Below are 24,967 nucleotides of genomic sequence, written 5' to 3' on the forward strand. Positions count from 1 at the left end.
ATGGAGCCGATCTGGGCCGTTGGGCTGATGACGGGAACCGTGCTCGATGGCTATATCGATGTGGCGCTGCTGCGCACCGATGGCGAGACCATTACAAGTTTCGGCAAATATACCCTTGCCCCCTATCCACAATCGATCCGCACGCTGCTCGAGGACACCCTCGATCAGGCCCGCAAGTGGAACTTTGATGGTCCCGAGCCCGCGATTTTTGCCGAGGCCGAAGAGGCCATCACCCGGGCCCAGTCGACCGCCGTCGCCAATCTCATCGCAGACGCGGGCCTTACCCCAGCCGACATAGGCATCGTCGGTTTCCACGGCCAGTCGGTGCTGCATCGCGCGCCCCAGCCGGGCCGCATCGGCGCCACCCGCCAGCTGGGTAATGGCCAGTTGATGGAAGACCTTTTGGACATTCGCGTCGCCTATGATTTCCGCTCGGCCGACGTACAGGCGGGCGGACAAGGCGCGCCCCTGGCCGCGCTCTACCATCAGGCTCTGCTGCGGACCATTGATGCGACCGATGGCAAGACCGCCGTGCTCAATCTGGGCGGCGTGGCCAATATCACCTGGTGGGATGGCAAGGATCAGCTGATCGCTTTTGACGTTGGCCCTGCCAATGCGCCGATCAATGACTTCATCCGGGCGCTCGGGCTGGGCGATATGGATCGCGACGGCAAGATGGCGCTGCGCGGCACGGTCGACGAACCCCGTCTTGCCCGCCTGCTGACCCACCCCTATCTCAGCGCCCCCTATCCGAAATCGCTGGATCGCTTCGACTTCCTGGCCAGTATGGCCGATGGCCTCGGGCCCGATGATGGCGCTGCAACGCTGACCGCCTTCACCACCAGTGCAGTCGGTAAGGCGCTCGACCTCTTGCCAACGCGCCCCGAAAAGCTCGTGGTCTGCGGCGGTGGCCGGCATAACCCAGCCATCATGGCGATGCTCGGGACCCGCGCCGGCGTCACGGCAGTCTCTGCAGACAGCCTCGGCTGGCGCGGTGACGCTATCGAGGCGGAGTGCTTCGCGTTTCTTGCCGTGCGTGTGCTGCGCGGATTGCCGATCAGCTTCCCCACCACGACTGGCGCGCCCCAGCCAATGACTGGCGGCCGGCTCAGCCATGGCTGAGCTCACCGTAACGCTCACCAACAATCCTGCCCCCAACGATCTGCAGCAGATCGGGGACAGTCTGACTGCGTTTAATACCAGCGATGTCGGACCATCGGGGCGCGAGCCCATCGCCGTTCTGGTGCATTCTGAGGGTGCGTTGGTGGCGGGGCTTTCAGGCTACACGGCCTGGGGCTGGCTCTATGTGCAATGGCTGTGGATCGACGAGCGTTTTCGCGGCCAAAAGCTAGCCGCGCGCCTATTGGCCGACGCCGAAAACGAGGCACGGGCCCGCAAGTGCCATGGCGCCTATATCGACACGTTCAGCCCGCAGGCGCTGCATGTCTATCAGAAAACCGGATATACCGTGTTCGGCACTCTGCCTGACTTCCCACCGGGCCGCACCCGCAGTTTCCTCTCCAAGAGTATAGTCTAATGGCAGCACCCAACGGGGTCGCCATGGCGGCCATCGGCATCGCCTTCATGTGCGGCATGGATGCGGTCGCCAAAGCACTGGGTGCTGAACTCTCCACCTTCCAGATCGTCTTTGTCCGCTATCTCGGCGCGGCTCTTTGGCTGGCACTCTGGATCGTCATCTCCAAAGGCACCTGGCCCCGCCGCTCCGACCTGCCACGCCAGGCTATCCGCGCTGTCTTGCTGTTCCTGACCGCAACGATGTTTTTCTACGCTGTGGGCCAATTGCCAATCGCCATGGTCGCGGCCCTGGGCATGACGGCGCCGCTCTATGTCACCCTGCTGGGCGCACTGATCTTTGCCGAACCAATCCATGTGCGCGGCTGGATTGCGCTCGCGCTCGGGGCGGCGGGGGCAGCGATCATCGTGCTCACCGGCGCCTCGTTCAACGCCGTGAATGGCCTCGGACATCCGCTGGCATGGGCAGCGGCCCTTCTGGCACCCGTCACCTATGCGGTCCTGTTGGTCGTGCTCAAACACCATGCCAGCCGCGAAGCACCGGATACCATGACCATGGGGCAATCGCTGATTGCCGCAATCATCGCCCTTCCCTTCGCCTTTGGCGCAGTGCCCCAGATGTCGACGCACACGATGGGGCTTGTTGCACTGATCGGCCTGCTCGGTGCAGTGGGTTTCCTGCTGCTGATCAACGGCCTCAAAAAGATCCCCGTCTCCGTCTTCGCAGTGATCGACTACACCGGCCTACTCTGGGCCGCGACATTCGGCGTCGTATTCTTCCACGAAATCCCGGGCATCCAACTTTGGATTGGCGGCGCCCTCATCGTCGCCGCCTGCGCCATCACCAGCGCTCCCGCAAAGCAGACGGCCACACCGTAACGGGTGGCAATCCACTATGAGGAGTGAACTGGCTCAAACGCCCGCCATTCACGGCGCAGACGTAGTGTCCCAGTCATAAACGTAGATCGCGCACATCCGGGAGGACATGCGCGATCTGTAACTCATCCGGTTGGACCGATCTTAGGCCTAAGTCTTAGAAATCCCAGTCTTCGTCTTCCGTCGACATGGCCTTGCCGATGACATAGGACGAGCCCGAACCGCTGAAGAAGTCGTGGTTTTCGTCGGCGTTGGGCGAAAGAGCGGACAGGATTGCCGCGTTCACCTTGCAAGCCTCAGGTGGGAACAGGGCTTCGTAGCCGAGGTTCATCAGAGCCTTGTTGGCATTGTAGTGCAGGAACTTTTTGACGTCTTCGCTCAGGCCGACGCCGTCATAAAGTTCTTCGGTGTACTTGGCTTCGTTGTCATAGAGCTCGAGAAGGAAGTCGAAGGCGAAATCCTTGATCTCCTGCTTTTTGGCTTCTGACAGCAGCTCCACTTCGCGCTGGAACTTGTAGCCGATGTAGTAGCCGTGCACGGCCTCATCCTTGATGATGAGACGAATGAGATCGGCCGTGTTGGTCAGCTTGGCGCGGCTGGACCAGTACATTGGCAGGTAGAAGCCGGAATAGAACAGGAAGCTCTCAAGGAAGACCGAAGCGACCTTCTTCTTAAGCGAGTCTCCGCTGTCATACTGCTCCATGATCAGCGCAGCTTTATGCTGCAGGAAGTTGTTCTCCTCAGACCAACGATAGGCATCGTCCACGTCTGGCGTGGAGCACAGCGTCGAGAAGATCGACGAATACGAGCGGGCGTGCACCGCCTCCATGAAGGAGATGTTGGACAGCACCGCCTCTTCATGCGGGGTTGCCGCATCGGCCATCAGGCGGACGGCACCGACACCATTCTGAATGGTGTCGAGCAGCGTCAAGCCAGTGAACACCCGGATGGTGAGCTGCTGCTCCACTGGAGTCAGCGTTGCCCAGGAGGGGATGTCATTGCTCAGCGGCACCTTTTCCGGCAGCCAGAAATTGCTGGTGAGACGGCCCCAGACCTCAAGATCCTTATCGTCCTGAATTCGGTTCCAATTGATGGCGCGGAACCGGCTAACGGGGCGGGTGTGCATATTCATTGTCTTGTCAGCCTTCACTTCAGAGTGCGCAGGAAACGCAGCCCTGCACCTCCGTACCTTCCAGCGCCATCTGACGCAGGCGGATGTAATAGATCGTCTTGATGCCCTTCTTCCAGGCGTAGATCTGCGCCTTGTTGATATCGCGCGTGGTCGCGGTATCACGGAAGAACAGCGTCAGCGACAGACCCTGGTCGACGTGCTGAGTCGCCGCCGCATAGGTGTCGATGATCTTCTCGGGACCAATTTCATAGGCGTCCTGGTAGTATTCCAGGTTGTCGTTGGTCATGAACGCGGCTGGATAGTAAACGCGACCGATCTTGCCTTCCTTGCGGATCTCGATCTTGGAGACGATCGGGTGGATCGAGGAGGTCGAGTGGTTGATGTAGGAGATCGAACCGGTCGGTGGCACGGCCTGCAGGTTCTGGTTGTAAAGACCGGTCATCATGACCTTGGCCTTGAGGTTCTTCCAGTCTTCCTGCGTCGGGATATGGATCCCGGCCGTCTCGAACAGACCTGCAACCTTCTCAGTGGCTGGCACCCATTCCTGCTCGGTGTACTTATCGAAGTACTCGCCGCTGGCATACTTGGAGTCGCCGAAGCCCTTGAACGTCTCGCCAAGCTCGGTGGCGATGAGGTTGGACGCACGCAACGCGTGATAGGTCACCGTGTAGAAGTAGATATTGGTGAAATCCACACCCTCTTCGGAGCCGTAATAGATACGCTCACGAGCGAGGTAGCCGTGCAGGTTCATCTGGCCGAGGCCGATGGCGTGGCTTTCGGCATTGCCCTTGGCGATCGATGGCACCGAGCCGATATTGCTCATGTCCGACACAGCGGTCAGGGCACGGATCGACGTCTCGATGGTCTTGCCAAAGTCGGCCGAATCCATGGCCGCTGCGATGTTAAGCGAGCCGAGGTTGCACGAAATGTCCTTGCCCATGTGCTCGTAGGACAGATCCTCGTTAAACACGCTGGCGTCGCTAACCTGCAGGATTTCCGAGCAGAGGTTGGACATGGTGATGCGGCCCGCGATCGGGTTCGCCTTGTTCACCGTGTCTTCGAACATGATGTACGGATAGCCGCTCTCGAACTGGATCTCGGCGATGATCTGGAAGAATTCGCGCGCCTTGATCTTCTTCTTCTTGATGCGCTTGTCCTCGACCATCTCGCGGTATTTCTCGGTCACCGAAATCTCGGTGAACGGCACGCCGTAGACCTTCTCCACGTCATAGGGCGAGAAGAGGTACATATCCTCGTTGTTTTTGGCGAGTTCGAAGGTGATGTCTGGAATGACCACGCCCAGCGACAGCGTCTTGATGCGGATCTTCTCATCAGCGTTTTCGCGCTTGGTATCGAGGAACCGCATAATGTCTGGGTGGTGGGCGTTCAGATAGACCGCACCGGCACCCTGACGCGCGCCAAGCTGGTTGGCGTAGGAGAACGAATCCTCCAGCAGCTTCATCACAGGCAGCACACCCGAAGACTGGTTCTCGATCTGCTTGATCGGGGCACCCATCTCGCGAATGTTGGTGAGGCTCAGCGCCACACCGCCGCCGCGCTTGGACAGCTGCAGCGCCGAATTGATCGAGCGACCGATCGATTCCATGTTGTCTTCGACGCGCAGCAGGAAGCACGAGACGAGCTCGCCACGCTGCTGCTTGCCTGCGTTGAGGAAGGTCGGGGTCGCAGGCTGGAAACGACCGGCAATGATCTCGTCGACGAGATTGCGGGCCAGAGTTTCGTCGCCGCGCGCCAGGGCTAGCGCAACCATGCACACGCGATCCTCGTAGCGCTCAAGGTAGCGCTTCCCGTCAAAGGTCTTCAGCGTGTAGCTGGTGTAATACTTGAACGCGCCCAAAAATGTGGGGAAGCGGAACTTCTTGTCGAAGGCGTGGTCGAACAGGTCGCGCACAAAATTGAACGAGTACTGATCCAGCACCGCGCGCTCGTAGTACCCTTCGGTAACAAGGTAATCGAGCTTTTCGCGCAGGTTGTGGAAGAACACGGTGTTCTGGTTCACATGCTGCAGGAAATACTGCTTGGCAGCCTGACGGTCCTTGTCGAACTGAATGCTGCCGGCCTCGTCATAGAGGTTCAGCATCGCATTCAGCGCGTGGAAATCTAGCGCCTGGTCCTGGGTCTGACCTTTGGAGGCCGGGCGATCTTCCGTGCGGTCTAGTGTGAGCGTGTCCAAAACCGTTCGAGTCCTTCTTTGACATTTTCAACGTCCTCAGCCGTGCCGAGCAACTCGAACCGGTAGAGGAGAGGCACGGCACATTTCTGCGAGACAATCTTGCCCGCCAGACCAAAGGCCGAACCGAAATTCGTATTTCCCGCCGCGATGACCCCACGGATCAGGCTGCGGTTATGTTCGTTATTCAGAAACTTGATGACCGGCTTGGGCACCGCGCCCTTGCCGCCATTGCCCGCATAGGTTGGCAAGACCAATACATAGGGCGCATCCACCACCGGTGGTTCGCCACCGGCATCCACCGGCAGGCGCACGCTCGGCACTCCCAACTTTTCTACAAAGCGATGGGTGTTTTCCGAGGTGCTGGAGTAATAAACGAGGCTGCTCATATCCCCCGGTCCATCGAGGGGGCACGGGCCATGCGCCCCTGCCCTCAATGCCAATCAGGCAAGAGCGCCAATCATGTCGGGGCGGAAACCGGCCCAGTGCTGCTCACCGGCAACCACAACTGGAACCTGGCGATAACCCATATCCTGCACGCGAGCGAAAGCGTCTGCGTCTTCGGAGATGTCGATGATGGTGTAATCAATCCCCTTGCGGTCAAGTGCGCGGGTGGTAGCGGTGCACTGAACGCAGGCTGGCTTGCTGTAAACTGTAATGGTCATCGACATATCCTCGCGGAGTAGCATGGCGCGGGATGTTGAAGGTGAACGTCAGCACAGGACAAAACCCAGCCTCTCGTTCGCCTAGCCGGTCACCCCGCCGGTGGACGTTTCGTTCTGGCAGGTCTCCTGGCTCACGGGTCGAGGCTTCTGTTCTCCTTCCCGGGCTTTTGGGCCCAGTGGCATGTTGAACAAAAGCTCGCCGCTTACAGTTGCGGGGGCAGCTCCGGCGTTGCTCTGGCCAAAAGACCCAGCGCACCGTATTCCCTCTTAGCTCCCAGCGCTTGCGCATCGGAAGAACCTAGAACGCTATATATAGTACGCCAATGCGCTTGGCCGTCAACGTCCTGTCACATGCGCTAATGCGTGCAGCGTGAGTTTTCGTTCTTGATCGTGACCATCAATTGGGACAATCCATCGCCTTCGATTCGTCACAGTTCAGCCGCAAAGCCCCGCCGCGCCGGGCCTGTCCGAAGATGTCGCGGCATTGCTCAAATTGCACATCCGTCAGCGCCGAAATCGTTCACCTTACGACACGAAAAATTCAACTGGTTGGAGCGGTGAGTCGAGCTCAACCACTAGGGCCAGATTATCCGCTTAAGTGGCGACGTTTGTCGCCGTACTCGGAACAGACCTACCGCATGTTGTGTCGCAGACGACTCAGTATCGCCAGGATAAGCGCCGTTGGACTAAGCCAAGTAGGCCGCATCGACCCGGCCATGGGACCTCACGCAGGTTTCCTTTCATCGGCACTTGCCGATGGAGTTGTGAGTGTGCATGTTTGCGGAGCCATATGGCCCACCAACCACTCGAGACGCCCATGTCTGTATTGTTCTCGCCTATCGCCCTGCGCGGCCTGACGCTGCGCAACCGCACAGTTGTTGCCCCAATGTGCCAGTACTCGGCCAAAGACGGCTTTGCCAATGATTGGCACTATGTCCATCTGGGACGGTTCGCACTGGGCGGCTTTGGCTTGGTGATCGTGGAGGCAACAGGCGTCACGGCAGAAGGCCGCATATCCTATGGTGATCTGGGAATATGGAAGGATGAGCAGATCGCCCCCCTCGCCCGCATCGTCGATTTCCTCCACAGCCAGGGGGCGGCAGCCGGCATTCAGCTTGCACACGCCGGCCGCAAAGCATCGACCCCCGTGCCATGGCGCAAGGGCTTTGACGAGACCGAGGTCGAGAAGGCCGAGCTGGCGTTCGAACACTGGGTGCCAGTCGCGCCGAGCGCGATCGCCCACTCTAACAATCCCAATTTCCAGACACCTACGGCACTCGATGCAGCTGGAATCCAGGGTATCATTGACGCGTTTGTTGCCGCAGCGGTTCGCGCCAACAAAGCCGGGTTCGACACTGTCGAAATCCATGCGGCGCATGGCTACCTGCTGAACCAGTTCCTCTCCCCGCTGGCGAACAAGCGCACAGACGAATATGGCGGCAGCCGCGAAAACCGCATGCGCCTGGTGCTGGAAGTAACCAAGGCCGTGCGCGCGGTCTGGCCAGAGGAAAAGCCCCTGCTGGTCCGCCTGTCGGTGAGCGACTGGAATGCTGACGGCTGGCAGGTCGAAGACAGTGTGGTGCTGTCCCGTGAACTCAAGGCGCTTGGTGCAGACGCAATCGATGCGTCCAGCGGCGGTTTTGACGAAGCCGCAGTGCAGGTAGGCCCGAATTACCAGGTTCCCTTTGCCCGCGCCGTGCGCGAAGGCGCCGACATCCCCACCATGGCCGTCGGCTTGCTCGGCGACGCTGCTGAGGCCGAAGCGATCGTCACCAATGGCGAGGCCGACTTCATAGCCCTCGCCCGGGGCGCACTAGACGACCCCAATTGGCCGCTCCACGCCAAGCTAGCACTCGGCGACGCCGACTACAGCCTATGGCCCCAACAAACCAACCGCGTCCGCGAACGCCATCGTTCACTGGGCCAACATAGCTTCAACGTCAGCTAAGAAGATTTTAAGTCAAGTAAGCTACGGAATGATCCGTCAGGAGAGATGATGGATCATTCCCCTTCAACAATATTGAACTATGTGCGGGCCTTTTTGACGGCGTTGCGCGATGATCTTTCAATCTATGCGTTAGTCGCGTTCTACGCAGCCGTAGGTTACCTCTTCGTAGCAGGCGTCGATCAATCCCTGTTTGCCATCCTCGCCGACTACTCCAGAGTATGGGCAATCAATTTTCTGCTTGTCGTTCCCTTCTGCTTCGGTGTTTTCGCTTTGACGCGCACCGTCATACGCATCGACAAACGACGTAACCTTGTCTTCCGTGCACTAATCAAACCCAAGCGTGTGGGGCGTTTTCTGGCGGGAACCGTCCTGATGGTGACCGCTAGCCTGCTGTTCAGCAGCATGTTCTCCACCATCAAGACCGGCTTTCCCCTCGGCGACGGCTTCCAGTTCGATGTTGCCCAGGCCAACATCGACAAGGCCATCCATTTTGGCGTCGATCCTTGGCGGTATCTCTATGCGTTCGCAGAGAACGTCTGGGTGTTGCGGCTGATCGAGCTGAACTACAACGTGTTCTGGTTCATCTTCACCTACTTCACCCTTTACTGGGTCGTCACGTCCCCCCGCACTTCGCCCTTGCGCGTCCGGTATGTGCTGACTTGGTTCCTCAGCTGGATCATCATTGGCAGCGTTATGGCGAGCACATGGCTTTCGGCCGGCCCTGCCTTCTATGGTTTTGTGACGGGAGACACCGCGCGCTTTGGCGAGCAGATGGCGTTTTTGGCCAGCACTGCCGGTGAGCCAAACTCGGCTTTCAACTTCCAAGCCTATCTCTGGCACCTTTACGACAGCGGCCAGACTGGCATTGGCTCAGGCATTTCCGCCTTCCCCTCAATGCATGTGGGCGTCGTTACGGTCAATGCGCTGTTCATCAGCGAAATGTCGCGTCGATTGGCACCCTATGTGTGGGTATATTTAGCCTTCACGATGATGAGCTCCGTCTATCTGGGCTGGCACTATGCAATTGACGGCTATGTCTCGGTTATCACCGTCACGGCCATCTATTGGGCGCTTCGTAAACTCATGCCCGAATTCGCCCGGCTGCGCTGGAGGGCGTCCGGACAAGCAGCGGAAGGCGTCGTACAGAATTCCTGACACCGCCATCGGGAAACGCAAAATCGCCGCTATTGGGCGGGCACTGTAGCGTCAACGTACCGGATCAATAGCGACCGAGGAGAGTCTCGATGGATACTAAGGCGGCAGTAATTGCGCTGTTGAGCGTTTGGGGCGTTGGAGCCACCGCAACGGTGCCCGCAACCGCGCAGGAAACCGAGGACGCTACCGATGACGAGGGCACCGATAACCCACTGCTGAACAAGGTTTGGGTGCTGGCGGACAAAGATGAGTCTCGCCCCGGTCCTATGCAGATTTTTCTTCAGGATGGCACCTTGGTGACCGACAGCTGCTGGGAAACCTATCGCCTGTCCAAGTGGCAGCAGGTGTCAGAGACCGAAATCAGCTGGGACGAGGACGGCATGACCATTAGTGCCGACATCGCCAGCCTCAGTGCCGACGAACTCGTGCTGAACCTCAAGCTCGGCAAGGACGTTCAGGAACAGCGCTATGTCGTTGCCACCGTGCCCTATGTTTGCCCGGACATGATCAAGGGCTAAACACCCCGCTATTCGCAAAACAATGACTGAACGGCCGGCCTCGTCAGATAAGACAAGGCCGGCCATTTTGTTCGCCTAGAGAACCACCTGCGTGCCGATCTCAACCACGCGGCCAGTGGGAATATGAAAGTACTCCGTGGCGTCGCTGGCGTTTCGCGCCAGTCGCGTGAAGGTGCGATCCTGCCAATATTGCAGGAAGTTGGTTTTTGGCCCCAGTTTGAGCGAGCGGCGGGAGAGGAAGAACGACGTCGACATAATGTCGAACTTCCAACCGAGCTTGCGGCCCAGCGCCAGCGCCTTGGGGATATTGGGGCTTTCCATAAAGCCGAACGTCACCACCACACGACTGAACAGCTCGTTATAGGCGTCGATCGTCACCTTTTCATCGTCCGGCACACGCGGAGAGGGCGACGTGCGGACCGTCAAAATGACGTTCTTTTCGTGCAGCACCTTGTAGTGCTTCAGGCTGTGCAGCAGCGCCGTGGGCGCGCCTTCAATGTCGCTGGTGAGGAACACCGCCGTACCGGGCACAAGCGCGGGTTTCTTCTTGGAAAGATTATCGACGAGAAACTGCAGCGGCACCTCATCGCGGCGCGTCTTCTCGGACAGACGACGACGACCGGCCATCCAGCTCCACATGGTCATGCCAACGCCCAGCGCCACAACCGCTGGCACCCAACCGCCTTGGAGCAGCTTGGTAGCGTTGGCAGTGAAGAACGCGCCGTCGATCACAGCGAACACGACGCCGAAGGAAATCACCGCGATTGGGTGCCACTTCCAGTTGCGCCACATGACCACGACCAAAAGCGCGAGCGTCATGATCATCACGCCGGACACGGCGATGCCGTAAGCATGCGACAAGGCGCTGGAGCTGCCAAAAGCCAGCACCAGCAGCAGCACACCGATCATCAGCATGGTGTTGATCTGCGGCATGTAAATCTGCCCGCTCTGGGTCGCCGAGGTGTGCAACACCATCATGCGCGGCAGCATGTTGAGCGCGATGGCCTGCTGGGCGAGGCTGAATGTGCCCGAGATCACCGCCTGGCTGGCAATAATCGTGGCGGCGGTCGCCAGCGCCACAAACGGTCCCAGCGCCCAATCGGGCTGCATCTCGAAGAACGGGCTATCGACATTCTCGATACCGACCGAAAGCACGAAAGCCCCCTGCCCGAAGTAGTTCAGCAGCAGGCATGGAAACACCAACGCGAACCAGACGATGACGATTGGCTTGCGGCCGAAGTGGCCGAGGTCGACATACAGCGCCTCAGCACCCGTCACGGCCAGAAAGATCGCGCCAATGACAATGAACGCCATGCCGAAATGGGTGGCGATGAACTCGGCGCCGAGCAGCGGGTTAACCGCCATCAACACAGCTGGATATTGAATGATGTGCACGAGGCCGGAAAAGCCCAGCACGAGGAACCACAGTCCGGTGATCGGCCCGAAGACGATCGATACCTTGGCGGTGCCAAAGCGCTGGACGAAGAATATGCCGAAAATGATCACGAGGGTGATGGGCACCACCCAGCGGGCCATATCCGGCGCGACGAGCTTGACGCCCTCGACAGCCGACAGCACCGACATTGCCGGGGTAATGATGGCGTCGCCAAAGAACATGGCCGCCCCCATCACACCCATAACTGTGATCCAGACAGGTGGATTGGTGAAAGTCTTGCGCGCCAGCGCCATCAGCGACAGCGTACCGCCTTCGCCATTGTTATCGGCGCGAGTCACAAAGAACACGTACTTCAGCGTCACCGTGAGCGTCAGCGCCCAAATGATGAGCGAAAGCAGGCCCAGGATTTCGCTGTCCGTGGACGACGCGCCCGGGCGAATATGCATGGCCTCGCGAAAGGCGTAGATCGGGCTGGTACCGATGTCGCCATAAACGACGCCCAGTGCGCCCAGCATCAGCATGGGCAAATCTTTGCGGGAATGTGAGTGGCTGGAATGGTCGCTCGCATCGACACCGGGAGACATCCCGGCAGTGTTCGTCTGCGTCATGAACCTTGTGCTCTCTTGGTCGAAGGCGGCGCCGCTATACACCCGCCCACCATCACACACAATGGTCAGCGCCAACAATGGTTTCAAACAGAAGGGGCCACTCCTTGCGGAGCGACCCCTGCCGGTAAACGAAGATTTGGAGGTCTTCGTAAGGTTTATTCGGCAGCCTGAGCCAGCGCAGCGTCTTCATCACGCGCAGCCTTGGTTGCCTTACCCCACCAGGTCAGCTGGTCCAGCATGTCCTTGGCGGAGTTGCCGATCGATGCTTCGAGGTCGGCAATAGCCTTGGTGCCGCCGAAACCTGGGTGAACGGCTGCGAAGTCAGCGCCGCCGATATGGACAGCCGAACGGGTCGGAACCATCTGCAGCTCGACGCCGATCGTGCGCAGGTGCTCAACAGCGCGCGCGCCGCCGACAGTGCCGTAACCAACAGCGCCAAATGGCTTCTTGTTCCAGTTCACATAGGCCTGATCGAGCGCGTTCTTCAGAGCGCCGGTGATCGAACGGTTGTACTCAGCGGCGACGAAGATGTAGCCATCGAATTCGCTGATCTTGTTCTGCCACTTAACGGCATTCTGGTTGGCCGACGGCATCCACGCGTTCGAAGCCATTTCATCAAAGAACGGCAGGTCGAAGTCGCGCAGGTCGACGATTTCGGCCTGAAGTTCTGGGCGCTCGTTCACCTTGTCGGCGATCCACTGCGCTGGCAGGTGACCGAAACGGGTTGGGCGGGTGGACGAGATAATGACGGCAATCTTGAGCTTAGACATGGCAGCCTCGTTGGTAACAAATCGTAACTGAGGCTGTATATGTGCCCTTCACGGAAACCAGCAAGGAGGCACCTTATTGTTGCCGGGGTCGAAGTGTGCACTAAGGCACAAAGATGTAAGCATAGATAGAAATTGGCTTTTTTGCTGTTTTTGCCCCAAGAACGGCCTTCAAACACAAAGTGTCTGCACGATGACGACGCAGTGTTCGCTGAGCAGCAACAATCATTTTGGCGCTTTTGAATCCCACTTGAGAAAATTCTGGCGCCGGCGCTAGATTATTGAAGTGCGCGGGGGCGCACTCCTGAGGGCTTTCAAATGAAATGGAATGCAATTGTAGCAGTCGCTATGACTGCTTGCGTCTCTGTATCTGCCACGTCCGCCTGGGCGCTCGACCGCCGCATCGTCATCAACAACAACACGTCCTTCGACATTGTGGAATTCTATGCGTCCAACAAGGGCGAGAATTCGTGGCAGGAGGACATTCTTGGGCGCAACATCTTGCCGGCCGGCAATAGCGTGGTGATCAACATCGACGACGGGTCCGGCTACTGCAAATACGATTTCCGCGCCATATTCGCCGACGGGGATGAGTTGGTGAAGTATGACAACAATGTCTGCGAACTCAGCGAGTTCAACTACAACGACTAGAATGTGTAGGCGTCGGCCCGTCCGACGTCTTTTCCTTACGTTTCCAGAACTGAACGATACCGGCGAACGGCCTCAGCAAATCCGAGCAAAAGCGCATCTGCGGTAATGCCGTGGCCGATAGACACTTCGTCCACCCCGGGCACCGCCGCCTGGAATGCGGGGAGATTGGCCAAGGTCAGGTCGTGGCCGGCATTAACGCCCAGGCCAATTGCGCGCGCCGCTGCGGTTGTGTCGGCAAGCAGCGCAAGCTCGCGTTCGCCTCTTGCTGCGTCGGCATAACACCCGCCATAGGGGCCGGTATAAAGCTCGACCCGATCAGCGCCGGTCGCCTTGGCTATCGCGACGCCCTCTGCCCCAGCATCGGGATCGCAGAACAGCGAAATCCGACGTCCCTTGGCCTTCAGACGTTGGATAACATTGGTCAGGAGCGCCCCGTCCCTCAGGAAGTCCCATCCATGGTCCGACGTCGCCTGTGCCGGGTCATCGGGAACAAGCGTCACCTGCTGCGGATTAACGGCATCCACCAGCACGAAGAAGTCCTCGCTGGGATAGCCTTCAATGTTGAACTCGGCTTTGGGGTATTCATCGCGCAGCAGCGCAGCGAGTTCGAACACATCGGTGCGTCGAATGTGGCGCTCGTCAGGACGAGGATGAATGGTGATGCCGCTTGCGCCGGCATCCAGCACCACGCGCGCCAGCCCGGTCACACTTGGCCATGGCAGATCGCGGCGATTGCGCAACTGCGCGACGGCATTGAGATTGACGGACAGGAGGGTCATGGGCGCACCGTTCGATATATCGCCAGAGCCATATACTACCGGCGCGCCCATGCTCAATTGATCATTGTAACTGCTAGATCACATGCCCTTGGGACCACGCGAAATTGCCGCGAGGCCGGTGCGCACCACTTCCACCAGACCAAGCGGCTGCATCAGCGAGATGAAGCTATCGATCTTGTCGGGCTTGCCGGTCACCTCAAAAACGAAGCTCTCGACCGTCGCGTCAACGATATGCGCGCGGAAGGCATCGGCCAGACGCAGTGTTTCGGCACGGTGCTCACCGGAACCCGCAACCTTGATCAGGGCCAACTCACGCTCGATCGACGCGCCTTCCGCGGTCAGGTCATGCACTTTGTGCACGGGCACAAGGCGCTCGAGCTGCAGCTTGATCTGTACCAGTACCTTTGGCGTGGCGATCACAACAACGGTGATGCGACTAAGTCGACGTCCGTGTTCGGTCTCACTGACGGTGAGGCTTTCGATGTTGTAGCCGCGCGCCGAGAACAGGCCGACGACGCGGGCGAGGATACCCGGTTCGTTATCGACGAGAACCGAGAGAGTGTGGCGCTCGGTTTCCTGGGTTTCCTTAGTCAGGAAGTAGGCGGAGCCAGTTGGCTGCAGATGTGCGTTCATGATGTTCTCCTCTGCAGCGCCCTAGACGAGCGCCCGTCCCTTCTCGTCGATGATGTCGCCAATGTTTGCCGTGTCGGGCAGGATGATCTCGTTGTGGGGCTTGCCCGATGGGATCATGGGCAGGCAGTTTTCATCCTTCTCGACCAGCACGTCGAACAGCACCGGGCCGTCATAGTCGAGCATTTCGGCAATCGCCGCGTCGAGCTCGGCTGGGTTGTCGCAACGGATGCCCTTGCCGCCATAGGCCTCGGCCAGCTTGACGAAGTCAGGCAGCGATTCCGAATAGGAATGCGCATAGCGCGAGCCATGCAGCAGATCCTGCCACTGGCGAACCATGCCCATGCGTTCGTTATTGAGGATGAAGATCTTGATCGGCAGTCGATATTGCACCGCCGTTGAGAGCTCCTGCATCGTCATTTGAACCGAGGCTTCGCCGGCAATGTCGATCACCAGCGCATCGGGATGGGCCACCTGCACACCAACAGCGGCCGGCAGACCATAACCCATCGTGCCCAAGCCGCCGGAGGTCATCCAGTGGTTCGGCTTGTCGAAGTGGAAATGCTGGGCAGCCCACATCTGGTGCTGGCCAACTTCGGTGGTGATGAACACCTCTTTGCCCTGCTTCTTGGTAGCCTCGTAGAGGCGCTCAATGGCGTATTGCGGCTTGATGGTGGTTTCGGAGTTCTTGTAACCGAGCGAATCCACCGCACGCCACTTTTCGATCTGCTTCCACCATGGCGCGATAGCCTCGGTGCGTGGCTGGTTGGTCTTGCTGCGCCAGATGCGCACCATTTCAGCCAGCACGCGGGCGCAGTCGCCGATGATCGGCACGTCAACGCGCACGACCTTGTTGATCGAAGATGGATCGATATCGACGTGGATCTTGCGGCTATTGGGCGAGAAAGCGTCGATGCGGCCGGTGATCCGGTCGTCAAAACGCGCGCCGATATTGATCATGACGTCACAGTCATGCATGGCCCAGTTTGCTTCGTAGGTGCCGTGCATGCCCAGCATGCCCATCCACTGTGGATTGGACGCGGGGAAAGCGCCAAGGCCCATCAGGGTCGAGGTCACGGGGAAGCCGGTCAGTTCGGCCAGCTCGCGCAGGTGCTCGGATGCCTCGGGACCAGCATTGATCACGCCGCCGCCGGTATAAAAGATCGGGCGTTCGGCCTTCATCATCAGGTCGACAGCAGCCGTGATAGCGTCGAGATCGCCATCCATCTGCGGACGGTAGCTCTGGTGGCGCAGGGTATCGAGGTCCGGCTTGTAATAGTCGCCCAGCGCGAACTGCACGTCCTTTGGAATGTCGATGACCACTGGGCCGGGACGGCCAGTCGTGGCGATGAGGAAAGCTTCGTGCATGATGCGCGGCAGGTCTTCCACGCGCTTCACCAAGTAGTTGTACTTGGTGCAGCTGCGGGTGATGCCGACGGTGTCACATTCCTGGAACGCGTCAGAGCCGATGAGATTGGTGGGCACCTGTGCGGTGATGCAGACCAGCGGAATGGAATCCATGAGGGCGTCGGCGAGACCGGTCACCGCGTTGGTTGCGCCGGGACCCGAGGTCACCAGCACAACGCCGGGCTTGCCAGTGGAGCGCGCATAGCCTTCGGCCATATGGGTGGCACCCTGCTCATGGCGAACCAGGATGTGCTGCACCTTGTCCTGCTGGAACATCGCATCATAGATCGGCAAGGCGGCGCCGCCTGGGTAACCGAAAATATGTTCGACCCCCTGATCGGTCAGCGCCTGTATCACCATCTCCGCGCCGGTCATCTTGTCGGCCATCTTGTATTCCTTCCTAGTCCATTGCCCACTGGGCCAGTCTCTTGAACCATCCCAGAAACGCAGCGGCGAAAACTGGGCAATAAAAAAGGCCCCGTTCGGGACCTTGTTTTCGGCGCACCAGCTAACGCGCGGGGAGTTACCCCACGTTGCCGATGCGCCTGCGTACTACGAGAATGAGTGCCCGCACGGGACCTCTCCAAACAAAAATTACGGTGGCATTGATAGGGTCATTGTCTTGAAGGTGTCAAGAGGTGCGACGGACCATGTCATCGTAACTTGTATCCCAGCAACACAGTGGTGCCCAAGGTAGCGGAAAACCGGGGACGGAGCGGCTCTCACGCTCAAAACAGTGTTCATTTCCGCTGACAATGCTATTGGCCCGTTCAAAGCATTTGTGACGGATTGATGAACATGCCGAAAAGCGCGCTCGACAAGGACCTGCAGCGGGTATCTGGGCTCGAGACTGCAACCAACGATCTGTCACGCTCGCTTGCGGCACCTGGCTTAGCGCTGGTGTTCCTCGTGCTGGCCATGCTGTGGGCCAGCCACATCGTCACGGACGGCCCCGGCAGCTACCTTGTCATCATCGCTGCGGTGATTGCGGGCTATATGGCTCTCAACGTTGGCGCCAACGACGTCGCTAACAATATGGGCCCCGCCGTGGGTGCAAATGCGCTCACTATGTTGGGTGCCCTGGTTATCGCCGCCATTTTTGAAGCGGCAGGCGCCCTGCTCGCCGGCGGCGACGTGGTCAACACCCTAGCTAGAGATCTGGTGACAGCCGAAACCCATATGGACGACATGACCTTTGTGTTGGTCATGATGTCGGCCCTACTCGCTTCGGCGCTGTGGCTCAATATTGCAACCTATGTCGGCGCACCGGTCTCAACCACCCATGCCGTCGTCGGTGGCATCGTCGGGGCGGCGATCGCTGCCGCCGGATTCCATGTTGTGGCCTGGGCAAACATTGCCACCATCGCCAGCAGCTGGGTCATCTCCCCAGTCCTCGGCGGCATGTTTGCTGCGCTCTTCCTGATCCTGATCCAGCTCAGCATCACTGGACGCGTCGACAAGGTCGCGGCGGCCCGACGTTGGGTGCCCATCTTCATCGCAGTCACAGCGGCCACCTTCACGCTCTATCTGGCCACCAAAGGCCTCAGCCGCATCTGGAAGCCTGCGCCATGGCTGACCTGGACACTGGCCATCTCCATTGGCGTTCTGGCCTGGATTCTCTCTATGCCGCTGATCCGCAAGCAATCGCTGACCATCGAGAACCGTACCAAGCACGTCGCGAGCCTGTTCCGTATTCCGCTGATCGTCGCGGCAGCACTCATGAGCTTCGCTCATGGCGCCAACGACGTCTCAAACGCCGTCGGTCCGCTGGCCGCTATCGTCGACCGCCTGCAGCCATCCGAACACGGCCTCGAAGTGGGTATTCCTTTCTGGGTGATGTTCATCGGCGCATCGGGCATCGCGCTCGGCCTTGCCCTGTTTGGGCCGCGCCTGATCCGCACGGTGGGCGCCCAGATCACCAAGCTTAACGAAATCCGCGCCTTCTGCGTGGCGCTGTCAGCGGCTGTGACTGTGCTGGCCGCCTCGGCATTTGGGCTGCCGGTGTCGTCCACCCACATCGCCATTGGTGGTATCTTTGGCGTCGGCTTCCTGCGTGAATACTGGCAGCGCCGCGCTATGGATACGGTGGCCGTTCCTCGCCACGCCCGCCACGTCCACCCCGATATGCTCAACGCTACTCCGGAATTGGCGCTGACCCGCGCCCGCAAGCAGGATCGGCGTCGGCTTGTCCGCCGTCAGCATGTGTTGGGAATTGCGGCGGCCTGGGTCGTGACCGTCCCCGCAACAGCCACGCTGTCGGCAGTGGTCTACGCGATCATGAACCTGTTCATGCACTAGCCTAGATAGGCAAGGATCAGCGAACCAATTGACGATGCAACGTCTCGGCAATGCGATACAGCGCCGGGTCTGACAGCAGACGCTTGGCCTCGGGCAGAATGGCCCAATGGCGCATGCGCTCGCCCATTTCCTTCCAGATATCGAGCTGAGCCTCGACTCTCAACGGATAGAGATCGATGTCGACCAGCTCCGAACCGTCGGTGCCCGCGCCGGAACGATAGCTGCCAACGGGCGTCGTTGCGATCTCGCCGCGGACGCCAGCCTCTTCCATGGCTTCCAGCGCAGCGCTGTCCCATGGGGTCATATCAGGCTCGATCGCACCCTTCGGGAAAATCCAACGACCCGTACGGCGCGACGTGATCAATAGGAACGCGACGCGGCCATCGACCACGGAATAGGGCAAAGCGCCCGACTGCCGCAAACCGGGAACCGTCTCGACCTTCGTGCTCCAATTGCGGAGAAAATCACGCACCATTTGGCGTCCGTTCAATCACTAGAATGCGCGCCTTCTGCCATGCCCGCGGCGGGGAGTCGACAGAGACCAGGGCACTTGTGCTCAAGCCAACAAAAAAGGGCCCCAAAGGGCCCTTCTCGTCGCGCTAGCGCAAGCAGCTTAGCTCAGGAGCGTCAGGTTCGTTGCCGAAACCTTGCCGTCACGGCCGGTCTCGAGCTCGTAGGTCACCTTGTCGCCTTCATACAGGCCCTGCAGGCCCGAACGCTGAACAGCGGAAATGTGAACGAACGCGTCCTTTTCGCCATTTTCTGGCGAAATGAAGCCGAAGCCCTTGGTGGTGTTGAAGAATTTAACGGTACCGGTGATGGTAGACATGGATCTAGGTCCTCGAGTTAGTGGTCGCCGCATAAGCGGCTAAGGGTTGAAAACGGACCCAGTTTAGGTCCGGCCTAAACGATTCACAGATCAGGAGGTAGCCAAGTTCCCGGTCAAGCCGGTCGTTCAGATAGCGCAAGACGAGTGTAACGTACGCTCGATAATATGGTCGCAATCCGTCGAAAATTCAAGGCAATTCACTGGTCGATGAACAAACGCCCGGTCGAGAAAAGCTCCAGACCGGGCGTTTGGTGCGTGTATCAGGTCGGCAGAACAGTGTGCCGCACCGCCACGACCATTAGCCGCGTGGGCAAGTGTCCTTGTAGAGGGTGCCACGCGAATTCTTGTACCAGCAGAGATTGTTGCTGCCATCGACGCGGCCATAGACGTTGCCAGCGGCAGCGCCAACGACACCACCAATACCGGCACCAACGATAGCGCCAGCAGCGTTACCGCTCAGCACACCGCCTGCAACGCCACCAACGACGGCGCCAGCAGTAGCGCCCTGCTGCGTGGTGGTGCACGCTGCAAGCGACAGGCAGGTTGCGGCGATGATCAAAATCTTATGCATGGGAGACCCTCCGAGGAAACTAACTCCAGATTAATGCCACGAGTGTTGATTGGTTCCCATCGACATCTTAACTATTTTAAATCAAATCCTAACGGTTCGCGCAAACGCCCCCGCCGCGACAATCGCCGCCCAGCCCAAAATCATGCCACCACCGCCCAGCGGCGCTGCACCGGGGAACAGGCCATGGCCAAGCCACTCGCGTACGCCAAGATCGCCGGCGAACACCAAAGTCCCCAGCCCAAGCGAAACTGCGGCGAACCGCAGGATGCGGCCGCGCCCAGCCAGCCCTAGCGCCAGCAGCGCCGGGCCATGAGCCAGACAAATCGTGGCAACCGCGGAAAGGTTGCGCGATGCCTCACCATGAGACGCCCCCGCCGCAGCCATCACGCCTGCAGCGCCGATAATTCCTGCCGCAACCAGCGTCAGTCTGGTCACCACTATACTGCCCGTCGCCATCTCTATCTCCCATGTGCCGCGCTCTTCCGCCCGTCACGGGTTTGGTCTAAGCAGGACCCGCGAGTAGGACGAAATCAAATGACCGAGCAAGTTTCGGCTGCATCCAATGCGGCCGTCGATACCATTTCCCGCGCTGGTTGGGGTGCAGAATTACGCGCCACCTTTGCACTCGCCTGGCCGCTGGTCATCGCTCAGCTGGCGCAGAACGCACTGCACACCACCGACGTCATCATGCTTGGCCGCCTCGGCCCCGCTTATCTCGCAGCGGGCACCCTCGCGACGACCTTCCTGAACGCGTTCCTGTTGGGCAGCATCGGCGTCGTCGGTGCTGTCGCTCCGCTTGTGGCGCAGGCGCGCGGGGCTCGCGACATCAAGGCCGTTCGCCGTGTTGTTCGCCAGGGCTGTTGGGCCGCCATCATCATTTCCGTTGTGATGATCCCCCTCCTGCTACAGATTAAACCGATCTATCTAGCCCTTGGACAGGACCCGCTTGCCACCGACATGGCTGAGCAGTTCATCCAGATCGCCGCGTGGTCGATGTTCCCGGCGCTGGGCATCATTGCCTTCCGTTCATTCCTCTCGGCCTATGACGCGACGCGCGCCATTTTGGTGATCACCGTCCTCGGCGTGCTCATCAATGCGCTGATCGCCTATACGCTTATTTTCGGCCATTTCGGCTTCCCACGCCTTGAATTGCGCGGCGCCGCCATCGCGACGCTGACGACCAATTTCATCATGCTGGGCATGATGGTGGCCTATGTCTTGCGCCATCGCCGCCTCAAACGCTTCAACGTGCTGGTCCGGTTCTGGAAGCCCGACTGGCCGCGCCTACGCGAAATATTCCGCATCGGCCTGCCCATTGGTTTGACGGTGTTGGCGGAGGTTGGCTTGTTCACGGCAGCCGCCCTCCTCATGGGGCGCCTGGGCACCGATGAGGTCGCGGCGCACGCCGTTGCACTGCAACTCGCCTCAATGGCGTTCATGGTGCCGCTAGGGCTTGGCGTTGCAGCAACAGTTCGTGTTGGCATCGCCTTTGGACGCGGCGATATCGACGGTGTTGGCAATGCGGGCTGGACTGCGTTCGTGCTCGGCCTCGGCTTCATGGCCGTATCCTGCACTCTGTTCCTGACGGCTGGTACATTCCTGGTGTCACTGTTCCTCGACATGAACGAGCCAACCAATGCCAACGCCATTGGCCTGGCCATCACGTTCCTGATGGTCGCTGGCATCTTCCAGCTGGTGGATGGCGCACAGGTCGTGGCTGCGCACTCATTGCGTGGCTTGAGCGACACCAAGGTGCCCATGCTGGTCGCCATCGTCGGCTACTGGGCGGTGGGCCTGCCCATCTCCTACGTGCTGGGCTTCGTCTTCAACTGGCGCGGTGTCGGCATCTGGCTGGGCCTGGCAGCGGGCCTTGCCGCCGTCGCCGTGGTGCTGGTGGCGCGTTTCGCCATGCGAGAGCGTCTTGGACTGATGCGCAGTCGTGCTTAAGCGCCCCCAAGCCCTCGGCGCGGCCAATCGGCGAAGCGATTGCGAAACCAGGTGCGTTGGCGCTTGGCATATTGATGGGTGGCGGTGGCGGCGAGCTTGATCGCCTCATCGCGCCCCAACCTGCCATCCAGCCAATCGCCGATTTCGCGCACGCCGATCGCTTTCATCACAGGCAGGCCAGCGTCCAGATCAAGCGCGAGCAACGCCTTGACCTCATCAACTGCACCGCCACTGAACATCGCCTCAAACCGTCGCGAGATGCGTTTTCGCAGCACATCACGGTCGGGATCGAGCACCATCCGCTCAACATCGAACTCGCCCAGCAATCCAGCCTGTGGGGCGTCTTGATAACTCGATAGCGTGCGCCCGGTCGCCCGCTTCACCGCCAAGGCGCGAATGAGCCGCTGCGGATCAACCACCTTCAACCGATCGGCCGCAACAGGATCCTCCTGTTGCAAAAGCGCGAGGCGCCCTTCCCCGTCGAGATGCTGAATATCCTGCTGAACCTGCAGTGTCAGTTCCGGTGCAATTTCGGGTACATCAGCAAAGCCATTGAGCAGCGCATCGAAATAAAGCCCTGTCCCACCCACAAAGATCAGCGGATGATCGCCGGTCGCATCGATTATGGATTGTGCGGCATTCAACCACTGCCCGGTAGAAAACCGCGTTGATGCGGGCACCGTCCCGTAGAGCCGGTGCTCAGCGCGCGCCATATCGGCCTCATCCGGACGCGCAGTGACCACGCGCAATGTGTCATAGACCTGCATGGCATCGGCATTGACGATGACACCATTTTCGGCCCCTGCCATATCGAGCGCCAGCGCCGACTTGCCGCTGGCAGTCGGACCCGCTATCAGGACGGCACGTCTGCGGCCTGCCACGCTTTTTCCTTCCGAGATCAACCAGCCATGCCGGTTCTTTGCCTTATTGCCAATCCGATTGATTCCGAACTCGACCCGGCGCTTACCAGCGCTGTGGTGAAGGAAATCGGCGGTGAGCTCAATTGGCTCGATCACGGCATTGCCTGCGAGATCGCTGAGCCGAAGTCAACCGATGCGCTTGAAATTGCCAGAGCCATTGTGGGCAATCGCGCCGTCGACGCCAATATCGTCCCTACCGAAGGCCGCCGCAAATCCATCCTCGTTGCTGACATGGACTCAACCATGATCAATGAGGAATGCATCGACGAGCTGGCTGCCGCCCTCGGCATCAAGGACAAGGTTGCTGAAATCACCGAACGCGCCATGCGCGGCGAACTGGACTTTGGCGAAGCGCTAGATACCCGCGTTGCGCTGCTGAGGGGCCTTGAGCGCAAGGTCATCGAAGAAATCCGCCGGGAGCAGATCACGCTGGCCAGTGGCGGTCGCGCGCTGATCCAGACCATGAAGGCCTATGGCGCCTACACCTCGCTGGTATCGGGTGGCTTCACCTTCTTCGCCGACTATTTCGGCAAGCGCATCGGCTTCGACGAAGCCATCGCCAACGTGCTTGAGTTTGATGGCGACGCCCTCACCGGCACGGTGGCAAAGCCCATTGTCGACAAGAACACCAAGCGCGAGCGTCTTGAGGCTTTGGCCGCGGAGCGCAATGTGCCGTTGAGCAAGACCATTGCTGTGGGTGATGGCGCCAACGATCTCGATATGATCCGCATCGCTGGTTACGGCGTGGCGCTGCATGCCAAGCCAGCAGTCGCCGCAGAAGCAGGCATCCGCATCGACCACGGCGATCTCACGGCCCTGCTCTACCTGCAGGGATACACGGACGAAGACATCGTTCGGTAGTTCCCCACCGTTCGTTGAGTGGACCTCATCCTGAGCTTGTCGAAGGACGAGGTCGTGTCGACGCGCCATTCGCTCGCGCGACCTCCTGGTTCGACAGGCTCACCATAAGGTCTAGGGAGCCCAGTTTTCACCCCGCGAAACAAAAAGGGCCGGTGCGATTGCTCGCACCGGCCTTTTGATTTGATCGGTCGGCTTACTGCGCTGGCGCTGCGGCCGGTGCAGTTTCCACTGGCTCTGGAACATCAGTGCCAACGGTTGGCGAGAGTTCGGAGCCATCGTCGAGCGTGATGCTCGGGATGGTTGCGTCCTCAATGCCCAAGCCGTCGAGCGCCTGCTCATTGCCATTTGGCGCGGTGATCGGTGCAGCTGTTGGCTGGATCGGTGTCGCCAGATTGGTATTGGCAGCGGGCAGCGAACCGTTCGAGCCGAAGTAGCGGAAGAACTCGCTATCAGGCGACAGCACCATGGTGGTGCCGGTGCCGGCAAGCGCCTTGCGGTAGGATTCCATCGAGCGATAGAACTCGAAGAATTCCGTGTCCTGCCCATAGGCGGCCGCAAAGATACGGTTCCGCTCAGCGTCACCCGTACCACGGATGATCTCGGCATCGCGGGTCGCAGCGGCCACGATTTCCACGGCCTGACGATCAGCGATAGCGCGCAGGCTCTGGGCCTGTTCCTGACCACGGGCACGCAGCAGGGCGGCTTCAGCAAGACGTTCAGCACGCATACGCTCGAACGTGGTCGCCGAAACTTCCTGGTCGAGATCGGTACGCAGGATACGCACGTCGACGACTTCGATGCCCAGCTCAGCCATGTCCGGACGGATCAGGTCACGGGCTTCGCGCATCATCTGCGGGCGCTGCTCGGAAAGAGCCGCGTTGAATTCACGCAGACCGTAGACTTGGCGGAGAGCCGAGTCGAAACGGGTGCCGAGACGGGATTCAACCACCGACAACTGACCCAGAGCACGTTCACGGAACAAGCGTGGATCGGAGATGCGGTAGGTGAGGAAAGCGTCCACCTGATAGAAGGCGTTGCCCGAAACCTGCACGGTCATGTTGGCAATGTCATAGCGCAGCAGCCGGTTTTCGATGATCTGCACGGTGTCGACGATATCGGTCGGGACCTTGAAGTAGAGGCCCGGCTCGGTGCGGATATCTGTAATCTGGCCAAAGCGCATGACAATGGCCTGGTCGCGTTCGTTCACGATGTAGATCGAGGAAAAGAACACATAGAGGGCGGCAAGCACGACGGCGCCAATGATGATCAGACGATTGTTCATGGC

25 protein-coding genes and 1 riboswitch are annotated in these 24,967 nt (G+C 59.6%); of the genes, 10 read left to right on the plus strand and 15 right to left on the minus strand.

Translation table 11 applies throughout. The features are described 5' to 3' along the window. From WH87_RS16035 to WH87_RS16045, 3 genes are read left to right on the plus strand one after another with little or no spacing between them, the layout of a single operon-like run. Entirely contained in the window at nt 1-1,122 is a 1,122-nt protein-coding gene (locus tag WH87_RS16035; protein ID WP_046140654.1) for an anhydro-N-acetylmuramic acid kinase, read from the plus strand. Beyond that, nucleotides 1,115-1,537, plus strand: coding sequence for a GNAT family N-acetyltransferase (locus tag WH87_RS16040; protein ID WP_046140542.1), 423 nt, complete (start codon nt 1,115-1,117; stop codon nt 1,535-1,537). Before WH87_RS16035 ends, WH87_RS16040 begins: the two co-directional genes overlap by 8 nt. After that, nucleotides 1,537-2,412, plus strand: coding sequence for a DMT family transporter (locus WH87_RS16045; RefSeq protein ID WP_046140541.1), 876 nt, complete (start codon nt 1,537-1,539; stop codon nt 2,410-2,412). The genes WH87_RS16040 and WH87_RS16045 overlap by 1 nt, the downstream gene beginning before the upstream one ends. A gap of 154 nt (nt 2,413-2,566) precedes the next feature. On the opposite strand, the gene nrdF is transcribed toward WH87_RS16045, so the two are convergent. From nrdF to nrdH, 4 genes are read right to left on the minus strand one after another with little or no spacing between them, the layout of a single operon-like run. Continuing rightward, entirely contained in the window at nt 2,567-3,541 is a 975-nt protein-coding gene (gene nrdF / locus WH87_RS16050) for a class 1b ribonucleoside-diphosphate reductase subunit beta (RefSeq protein ID WP_046140653.1), read from the minus strand. Between the two features lie 19 nt (nt 3,542-3,560). Then, nucleotides 3,561-5,735 (minus strand): class 1b ribonucleoside-diphosphate reductase subunit alpha, encoded by a 2,175-nt coding sequence (gene nrdE, locus WH87_RS16055; RefSeq protein ID WP_046140540.1) that lies wholly within the window; start codon nt 5,733-5,735, stop codon nt 3,561-3,563. Beyond that, nucleotides 5,717-6,121, minus strand: a complete 405-nt coding sequence (nrdI, locus tag WH87_RS16060; RefSeq protein ID WP_046140539.1) for a class Ib ribonucleoside-diphosphate reductase assembly flavoprotein NrdI — start codon at nt 6,119-6,121, stop codon at nt 5,717-5,719. Before nrdI ends, nrdE begins: the two co-directional genes overlap by 19 nt. Before the next feature lie 54 nt (nt 6,122-6,175). Continuing rightward, complete coding sequence (nrdH, locus tag WH87_RS16065; RefSeq protein WP_046140652.1) at nt 6,176-6,397, minus strand: glutaredoxin-like protein NrdH; 222 nt, start codon at nt 6,395-6,397, stop codon at nt 6,176-6,178. A gap of 100 nt (nt 6,398-6,497) precedes the next feature. Continuing rightward, a riboswitch (cobalamin riboswitch) is annotated at nt 6,498-6,714 on the minus strand. 500 nt (nt 6,715-7,214) lie between these two features. On the opposite strand from nrdH, the gene WH87_RS16070 reads away from it, so the two are divergent. From WH87_RS16070 to WH87_RS16080, 3 genes are all read left to right on the plus strand, one after another. Continuing rightward, nucleotides 7,215-8,345 (plus strand): NADH:flavin oxidoreductase/NADH oxidase, encoded by a 1,131-nt coding sequence (locus WH87_RS16070; RefSeq protein WP_046140538.1) that lies wholly within the window; start codon nt 7,215-7,217, stop codon nt 8,343-8,345. 372 nt (nt 8,346-8,717) lie between these two features. Then, nucleotides 8,718-9,500: a phosphatase PAP2 family protein gene (locus tag WH87_RS16075; protein WP_197410830.1), complete on the plus strand. Its 783-nt coding sequence runs from the start codon at nt 8,718-8,720 to the stop codon at nt 9,498-9,500. Nucleotides 9,501-9,589: 89 nt separating this feature from the next. Then, nucleotides 9,590-10,018, plus strand: a complete 429-nt coding sequence (locus tag WH87_RS16080; RefSeq protein ID WP_046140537.1) for a hypothetical protein — start codon at nt 9,590-9,592, stop codon at nt 10,016-10,018. Between the two features lie 75 nt (nt 10,019-10,093). Here the strand turns inward: WH87_RS16080 and WH87_RS16085 are convergent, their stop codons facing one another. Together WH87_RS16085 and WH87_RS16090 are read right to left on the minus strand one after the other, a co-directional pair. Then, nucleotides 10,094-12,022: a potassium transporter Kup gene (locus WH87_RS16085; protein ID WP_407060052.1), complete on the minus strand. Its 1,929-nt coding sequence runs from the start codon at nt 12,020-12,022 to the stop codon at nt 10,094-10,096. A 155-nt stretch (nt 12,023-12,177) separates the two neighbouring features. Further along, nucleotides 12,178-12,792, minus strand: a complete 615-nt coding sequence (locus tag WH87_RS16090; RefSeq protein WP_046140536.1) for an NADPH-dependent FMN reductase — start codon at nt 12,790-12,792, stop codon at nt 12,178-12,180. Nucleotides 12,793-13,137: 345 nt separating this feature from the next. On the opposite strand from WH87_RS16090, the gene WH87_RS16095 reads away from it, so the two are divergent. Next, on the plus strand, nt 13,138-13,440 hold the full coding sequence (locus WH87_RS16095) for a hypothetical protein (RefSeq protein ID WP_197410831.1): 303 nt from the start codon (nt 13,138-13,140) through the stop codon (nt 13,438-13,440). A 35-nt stretch (nt 13,441-13,475) separates the two neighbouring features. Here WH87_RS16095 and WH87_RS16100 read toward each other — a convergent pair whose 3' ends face one another. The 3 genes from WH87_RS16100 to WH87_RS16110 form a co-directional block, all read right to left on the minus strand. After that, nucleotides 13,476-14,219 (minus strand): pyridoxine 5'-phosphate synthase, encoded by a 744-nt coding sequence (locus WH87_RS16100; protein ID WP_046140534.1) that lies wholly within the window; start codon nt 14,217-14,219, stop codon nt 13,476-13,478. Between the two features lie 78 nt (nt 14,220-14,297). Then, nucleotides 14,298-14,852, minus strand: coding sequence for an acetolactate synthase small subunit (gene ilvN, locus WH87_RS16105; RefSeq protein WP_046140533.1), 555 nt, complete (start codon nt 14,850-14,852; stop codon nt 14,298-14,300). 21 nt (nt 14,853-14,873) lie between these two features. Continuing rightward, nucleotides 14,874-16,643 (minus strand): acetolactate synthase 3 large subunit, encoded by a 1,770-nt coding sequence (locus tag WH87_RS16110; protein WP_046140532.1) that lies wholly within the window; start codon nt 16,641-16,643, stop codon nt 14,874-14,876. A gap of 405 nt (nt 16,644-17,048) precedes the next feature. On the opposite strand from WH87_RS16110, the gene WH87_RS16115 reads away from it, so the two are divergent. After that, nucleotides 17,049-18,554, plus strand: coding sequence for an inorganic phosphate transporter (locus tag WH87_RS16115; RefSeq protein ID WP_342667187.1), 1,506 nt, complete (start codon nt 17,049-17,051; stop codon nt 18,552-18,554). 16 nt (nt 18,555-18,570) lie between these two features. On the opposite strand, the gene WH87_RS16120 is transcribed toward WH87_RS16115, so the two are convergent. The 4 genes from WH87_RS16120 to WH87_RS16135 form a co-directional block, all read right to left on the minus strand. Then, a complete protein-coding gene (locus tag WH87_RS16120; protein ID WP_046140531.1) occupies nt 18,571-19,029 on the minus strand; it encodes an NUDIX hydrolase in 459 nt (152 codons plus the stop codon). A 138-nt stretch (nt 19,030-19,167) separates the two neighbouring features. Continuing rightward, nucleotides 19,168-19,383, minus strand: a complete 216-nt coding sequence (locus WH87_RS16125) for a cold-shock protein (protein WP_046140530.1) — start codon at nt 19,381-19,383, stop codon at nt 19,168-19,170. A 298-nt stretch (nt 19,384-19,681) separates the two neighbouring features. Next, on the minus strand, nt 19,682-19,954 hold the full coding sequence (locus tag WH87_RS16130) for a glycine zipper domain-containing protein (RefSeq protein WP_046140529.1): 273 nt from the start codon (nt 19,952-19,954) through the stop codon (nt 19,682-19,684). 81 nt (nt 19,955-20,035) lie between these two features. Then, on the minus strand, nt 20,036-20,410 hold the full coding sequence (locus WH87_RS16135; RefSeq protein ID WP_046140528.1) for a DUF423 domain-containing protein: 375 nt from the start codon (nt 20,408-20,410) through the stop codon (nt 20,036-20,038). A gap of 78 nt (nt 20,411-20,488) precedes the next feature. Here WH87_RS16135 and WH87_RS16140 point away from each other — a divergent pair, with 78 nt between their 5' ends. Next, nucleotides 20,489-21,901 carry an MATE family efflux transporter gene (locus tag WH87_RS16140; protein WP_046140527.1) on the plus strand — a complete coding sequence of 471 codons (1,413 nt, stop codon included), beginning with the start codon at nt 20,489-20,491 and terminating at the stop codon, nt 21,899-21,901. Here the strand turns inward: WH87_RS16140 and miaA are convergent. Continuing rightward, a complete protein-coding gene (gene miaA, locus WH87_RS16145; protein WP_046140648.1) occupies nt 21,898-22,782 on the minus strand; it encodes a tRNA (adenosine(37)-N6)-dimethylallyltransferase MiaA in 885 nt (294 codons plus the stop codon). The genes WH87_RS16140 and miaA overlap by 4 nt on opposite strands. A 27-nt stretch (nt 22,783-22,809) precedes the next feature. Here miaA and serB point away from each other — a divergent pair, with 27 nt between their 5' ends. Next, nucleotides 22,810-23,682 (plus strand): phosphoserine phosphatase SerB, encoded by an 873-nt coding sequence (serB, locus tag WH87_RS16150; protein WP_046140526.1) that lies wholly within the window; start codon nt 22,810-22,812, stop codon nt 23,680-23,682. A gap of 193 nt (nt 23,683-23,875) precedes the next feature. Here serB and hflC read toward each other — a convergent pair whose 3' ends face one another. Beyond that, nucleotides 23,876-24,964 (minus strand): protease modulator HflC, encoded by a 1,089-nt coding sequence (hflC, locus tag WH87_RS16155; protein ID WP_046140525.1) that lies wholly within the window; start codon nt 24,962-24,964, stop codon nt 23,876-23,878. Nucleotides 24,965-24,967: the final 3 nt, after the last annotated feature.

This window comes from Devosia epidermidihirudinis, from assembly GCF_000971295.1.
Taxonomy (GTDB): Bacteria; Pseudomonadota; Alphaproteobacteria; order Rhizobiales; family Devosiaceae; genus Devosia; species Devosia epidermidihirudinis.

Coding starts and splice junctions, on each gene's coding strand:
- WH87_RS16115 (WP_342667187.1), top strand. CDS start 17,049: ATGAACATGCCGAAAAGCGCGCTCGACAAGGACCTGCAGCGGGTATCT.
- WH87_RS16120 (WP_046140531.1), bottom strand. CDS start 19,029: ATGGTGCGTGATTTTCTCCGCAATTGGAGCACGAAGGTCGAGACGGTT.
- serB (WP_046140526.1), top strand. CDS start 22,810: ATGCCGGTTCTTTGCCTTATTGCCAATCCGATTGATTCCGAACTCGAC.
- WH87_RS16045 (WP_046140541.1), top strand. CDS start 1,537: ATGGCAGCACCCAACGGGGTCGCCATGGCGGCCATCGGCATCGCCTTC.
- WH87_RS16075 (WP_197410830.1), top strand. CDS start 8,718: ATGGTGACCGCTAGCCTGCTGTTCAGCAGCATGTTCTCCACCATCAAG.
- WH87_RS16125 (WP_046140530.1), bottom strand. CDS start 19,383: ATGTCTACCATCACCGGTACCGTTAAATTCTTCAACACCACCAAGGGC.
- WH87_RS16080 (WP_046140537.1), top strand. CDS start 9,590: ATGGATACTAAGGCGGCAGTAATTGCGCTGTTGAGCGTTTGGGGCGTT.
- nrdI (WP_046140539.1), bottom strand. CDS start 6,121: ATGAGCAGCCTCGTTTATTACTCCAGCACCTCGGAAAACACCCATCGC.
- hflC (WP_046140525.1), bottom strand. CDS start 24,964: ATGAACAATCGTCTGATCATCATTGGCGCCGTCGTGCTTGCCGCCCTC.
- WH87_RS16110 (WP_046140532.1), bottom strand. CDS start 16,643: ATGGCCGACAAGATGACCGGCGCGGAGATGGTGATACAGGCGCTGACC.
- nrdH (WP_046140652.1), bottom strand. CDS start 6,397: ATGACCATTACAGTTTACAGCAAGCCAGCCTGCGTTCAGTGCACCGCT.
- WH87_RS16100 (WP_046140534.1), bottom strand. CDS start 14,219: ATGACCCTCCTGTCCGTCAATCTCAATGCCGTCGCGCAGTTGCGCAAT.
- WH87_RS16135 (WP_046140528.1), bottom strand. CDS start 20,410: ATGGCGACGGGCAGTATAGTGGTGACCAGACTGACGCTGGTTGCGGCA.
- WH87_RS16095 (WP_197410831.1), top strand. CDS start 13,138: ATGACTGCTTGCGTCTCTGTATCTGCCACGTCCGCCTGGGCGCTCGAC.
- WH87_RS16040 (WP_046140542.1), top strand. CDS start 1,115: ATGGCTGAGCTCACCGTAACGCTCACCAACAATCCTGCCCCCAACGAT.
- WH87_RS16070 (WP_046140538.1), top strand. CDS start 7,215: ATGTCTGTATTGTTCTCGCCTATCGCCCTGCGCGGCCTGACGCTGCGC.
- WH87_RS16130 (WP_046140529.1), bottom strand. CDS start 19,954: ATGCATAAGATTTTGATCATCGCCGCAACCTGCCTGTCGCTTGCAGCG.
- WH87_RS16085 (WP_407060052.1), bottom strand. CDS start 12,022: ATGACGCAGACGAACACTGCCGGGATGTCTCCCGGTGTCGATGCGAGC.
- nrdF (WP_046140653.1), bottom strand. CDS start 3,541: ATGAATATGCACACCCGCCCCGTTAGCCGGTTCCGCGCCATCAATTGG.
- WH87_RS16090 (WP_046140536.1), bottom strand. CDS start 12,792: ATGTCTAAGCTCAAGATTGCCGTCATTATCTCGTCCACCCGCCCAACC.
- WH87_RS16140 (WP_046140527.1), top strand. CDS start 20,489: ATGACCGAGCAAGTTTCGGCTGCATCCAATGCGGCCGTCGATACCATT.
- ilvN (WP_046140533.1), bottom strand. CDS start 14,852: ATGAACGCACATCTGCAGCCAACTGGCTCCGCCTACTTCCTGACTAAG.
- WH87_RS16035 (WP_046140654.1), top strand. CDS start 1: ATGGAGCCGATCTGGGCCGTTGGGCTGATGACGGGAACCGTGCTCGAT.